We start from the raw sequence: 3444 nt of genomic DNA, 5'->3' as shown, positions 1-3444 counted from the left end.
ATAATTTATAACTCTGCAATTATACATTGTTAGACCTATTTTAGCAATCTTTTCCTATCATTCAACACTTCTGGGTTAAACGAATTGGTCTCGACGAGATAAGTATGCGAAAAGGTCAAGGAAATTTTGTGACTGTTGTGAGTGACCTGGGCGAAGGTAATTTAATTGAGATGATTGATTCTCATCGCTGTGAAGAAATCATTGAAGTCCTTATAGAACAACCAATTGAAGTTCGTAAACAAGTTGAGGAAGTGAGTGTTGATATGTGGGGAGGATTCCCTAAAGTTATCAAAAAAGTATTCCCAAACGCCAAAGTTATTATTGATCGTTTTCATGTAATGAAAGTAGTTAACAAAGACTTAAATAAGTTACGTAGAGCAGCCGGAATAACAGACAGGCAAAGTAAATATTTATTATTAAGTAATCGAGTAAATTTGAATCAAGAGCAGATTGATAAATTAGAATTAACACTAGGAAAATCCGAATGTTTGCGAATTGCGTATGAGATGAAAGAAAAATTTAGAGAAATATATGAGACTAATTTGACGGTCAAAGAAGGGCAGACCAAAATCAAAGAATGGCTAAATCATGCACAAGTATTTTTTAGAGAATCTGCATCAACAATTGAGAATCATTTTGAGGGTATTTGCAACTACTTTCTTCATCGCACCACAAGTGGAGTCATGGAAGGAATCAACAATCGGATTAAGTTGATAATGCGGCAAGGGTATGGTTTTTCTAATTTTAATAATTTTAGGAATCGCGTATTAGCTTGCTTTTCTGATTAGATAAACTTATAACCATAAGTTCAGGAGAGCCATGTGTTCTGGCTGTAATGTTACTTGTGATGAGTTTAAAATGAGGTTCCGGAACATTCAAGTGCTTGTAGAATCCAATCACCTATCTCCTAGAGATAAAAGATAGAGGGGACAAATTAAGCCAGTACAGTCTACCTGATCTGTACTGGCTTCTCTAGCCAAGGTAGAATGGAAATGATGTCAAGCTTAGCATTAGCTTTTTCTTGGTTTAAAATTAATGAAATATAGATAAGGAGGGTAAGGCAGTGATAAAGTTTAATATAGGTCATTACACCGAATTTAAGTTGCCCAAAAACTTAGATATTCCAGAAAAATTAAAGGAAACACTTCAGGCTGTTTGGGACAGACAGTACCGCGATTTATACGAAAGAGGCGGAAAGTCAGATGTTGAAGAAGCTTTTGCAGAAGTGATGACAGCCTTTGGGATGCCTAATGATGCAATATCCCATCAGCGATACGTCTATATGGCTTATGGAATAGCATTAGCAGCTAAACCGACGATTAAACATTACTTTCCTGAAGAAGACAAGGCTGATAGAGTTCAAGAAATTGTATTTTGTTGGCTGAAGGATGGTTGTGAAATTCCCGAAACTGGGGCAGATACCTTGTTTCCTAATATCAACAAAATTGGAAAATATCAAGCTACTGACGAAGCTTATAATATCTTCTATGGCTTGCTGCAAACACTCAATACAAAAACAGCCTATAATGCCATCTTAGATATTCTGTATGATGCCATTACCGGCGATGCTATTTCTGGTTTTGCTGTGGCCAAACGAGATATGTTTAATTGGTGGTTAATTGAGGTGGTTCCTGCTGCCTATTGTTTAAAGTTGCCATCTACTTTCTATTCAGGAAAATGGGAATTTCCACCACTGAGTCAGTGCGCTTAAGTAATGACCAAAGTAATTGGAAAAAAGTGCGTGTTGCCTATTAAAGTTAACTTAAGGCACCATCAAACCCTTCAACATTCTCCCCTTTTCCTCCTCCTTCAACCCCTTCGACTGCACCAAAACCCCAAAACCCCCCAAACCCATCGGATCGATCAGTTGATGCAAAGCCTCCCGTCGGCGCAAAAACGTTGCCACATCCAATACTTCCGCATCATTTGTTGATAGAGAAGCAATACGATCGCCCAAACCCAACGCCATCAAAAACAAAGCCTGCTGAGTAAACCCTACCAAATCCAAACCGCACAATTCCCCCTGCCTTTCCAGCGCCGTAAAATTAACATGAGCCGTTAAATCCTGCCGGCCCACATTAATATAAGGATTGCTGTGATATCGGTGGCGATAATAACACTGTAGCGTCCCCTCCCTGCGCCTCGGATTGTAATAGCGGTGCGCCGGATAACCGTAATCAATAGTTAACAAATATCCCCGCTGCAACTTTTGAGCAACTTTACTCATCCAGTCCAAAGCCGCCAAATTCACCTCACTGCGATAACCATTCCCATAAACACTCGCCGACAAATCGATGCCCACAAAATCCAAATACTCGCCAATTTTAGGCGTGGAAACTTCGCCAATAACCTCAACAAATTTTATCTCTTCTTGTTCATTTTTTGGGGTTTCGGCGGCAACGTAAATCTCCCTAACTTGCCCTTCTTCCAGAATGAATTGATGCACTGGCAAAGCATCGACTAACTCGTTAGAAAAGAAACAGCCGACAATTGAATTATTAACTATCTCATCCCAATTGCACCACTTAACACACTTAATATCCGCTAAAATTTGCCGCTGTTCCGCTTGGAGCCCAGGGGAAAGTTCAATAATAATGTATTCTAAAATATGAAAGAAATCGGGATGTTGCCGTTGCAGATATTGCAGCACATTTTTGGCAAAATTTCCCCGCCCAGCGCCCATTTCTACGATCGCGAAATTGAAAGGGCGATCCTCTTCGAGGGCTCCGCTAACGAGAAATTCCCACATTTCTACAAACTGATCCGCCAAAACCTCCGCAAAATCAGCACCCCAATGAGACGACGTGATAAAATCGCCTTGTTTGCCGATCGACTGTCGATCGCTATTATTATAATATCCGTGCTGCGGATGATATAATGCCAAATCCATATATTCAGCAAAAGTAATACGCTGCTGCGGAGTGGCGGCAATTCTTTCGCAGATTAAAGCGCAGAGTTCCGGGTTACTATCGTTAATATCTAATTGCTTGACTGCCATAATTTATGGAATTAAAGTTGATGTTATTTTATTTATGAAATAAAGATTTTTTTAACCACAGAGGGCGCAGAGGACACAGAGGAAGAGAAAAGAGAGAAATATTGATGTTCGGCAATTTGAGATTGTTGCTATACAGGAATTACGCAGAACCTCTATATGTTAAACGATCACCCTCTTCTTCTAAACAAAGTGCAATAACTTCTTTAATATTGGCAATCAACTCATCAATAGTCTCTCCTTGGCTATAACAGGCTTTTAGCTGTGGGACTTCCCCGACATAATAGCCATCTTCATCTCGTTCAATAATGACGTAGAACTCTTGCTTGCTGACATTCATTCTGCAACCTCTTTGTTCTTTAAATTTTACTATAGAGACCTCCACAAAAAGAATGATCCAATAGCTATGTGGGTTTAGCGAAAATTTCTACAAACCATTTGTGAAGATT

4 protein-coding genes are annotated in these 3444 nt (G+C 39.4%); 2 read left to right on the top strand and 2 right to left on the bottom strand.

The features are described from left to right. The first annotated feature begins 56 nt into the window (after positions 1-56). The gene (locus QUB20_RS28225; protein ID WP_333291830.1) at positions 57-788 is read left to right on the top strand and encodes an ISL3 family transposase; all 732 of its coding nucleotides are present in this window, start codon (positions 57-59) and stop codon (positions 786-788) included. Positions 789-1063: 275 nt separating this feature from the next. Continuing rightward, a complete protein-coding gene (locus QUB20_RS28220; RefSeq protein WP_333251432.1) occupies positions 1064-1711 on the top strand; it encodes a hypothetical protein in 648 nt (215 codons plus the stop codon). A gap of 51 nt (positions 1712-1762) precedes the next feature. Here QUB20_RS28220 and QUB20_RS28215 read toward each other — a convergent pair whose 3' ends face one another. Next, positions 1763-2998 carry a class I SAM-dependent methyltransferase gene (locus tag QUB20_RS28215; RefSeq protein WP_333251435.1) on the bottom strand — a complete coding sequence of 412 codons (1236 nt, stop codon included), beginning with the start codon at positions 2996-2998 and terminating at the stop codon, positions 1763-1765. A 139-nt stretch (positions 2999-3137) separates the two neighbouring features. After that, positions 3138-3335, bottom strand: coding sequence for a type II toxin-antitoxin system HicB family antitoxin (locus tag QUB20_RS28210; protein ID WP_236506697.1), 198 nt, complete (start codon positions 3333-3335; stop codon positions 3138-3140). Between the last annotated feature and the right edge of the window lie 109 nt (positions 3336-3444).

The organism is Microcoleus sp. B4-C2 (assembly GCF_036705265.1).
Lineage (GTDB): Bacteria > Cyanobacteriota > Cyanobacteriia > Cyanobacteriales > Microcoleaceae > Microcoleus.
Note: the sequence above shows the minus strand (reverse complement) of the source record. Positions and strands in the feature narration are given on the sequence as shown.

Coding starts and splice junctions, on each gene's coding strand:
- QUB20_RS28215 (WP_333251435.1), bottom strand. CDS start 2,998: ATGGCAGTCAAGCAATTAGATATTAACGATAGTAACCCGGAACTCTGC.
- QUB20_RS28210 (WP_236506697.1), bottom strand. CDS start 3,335: ATGAATGTCAGCAAGCAAGAGTTCTACGTCATTATTGAACGAGATGAA.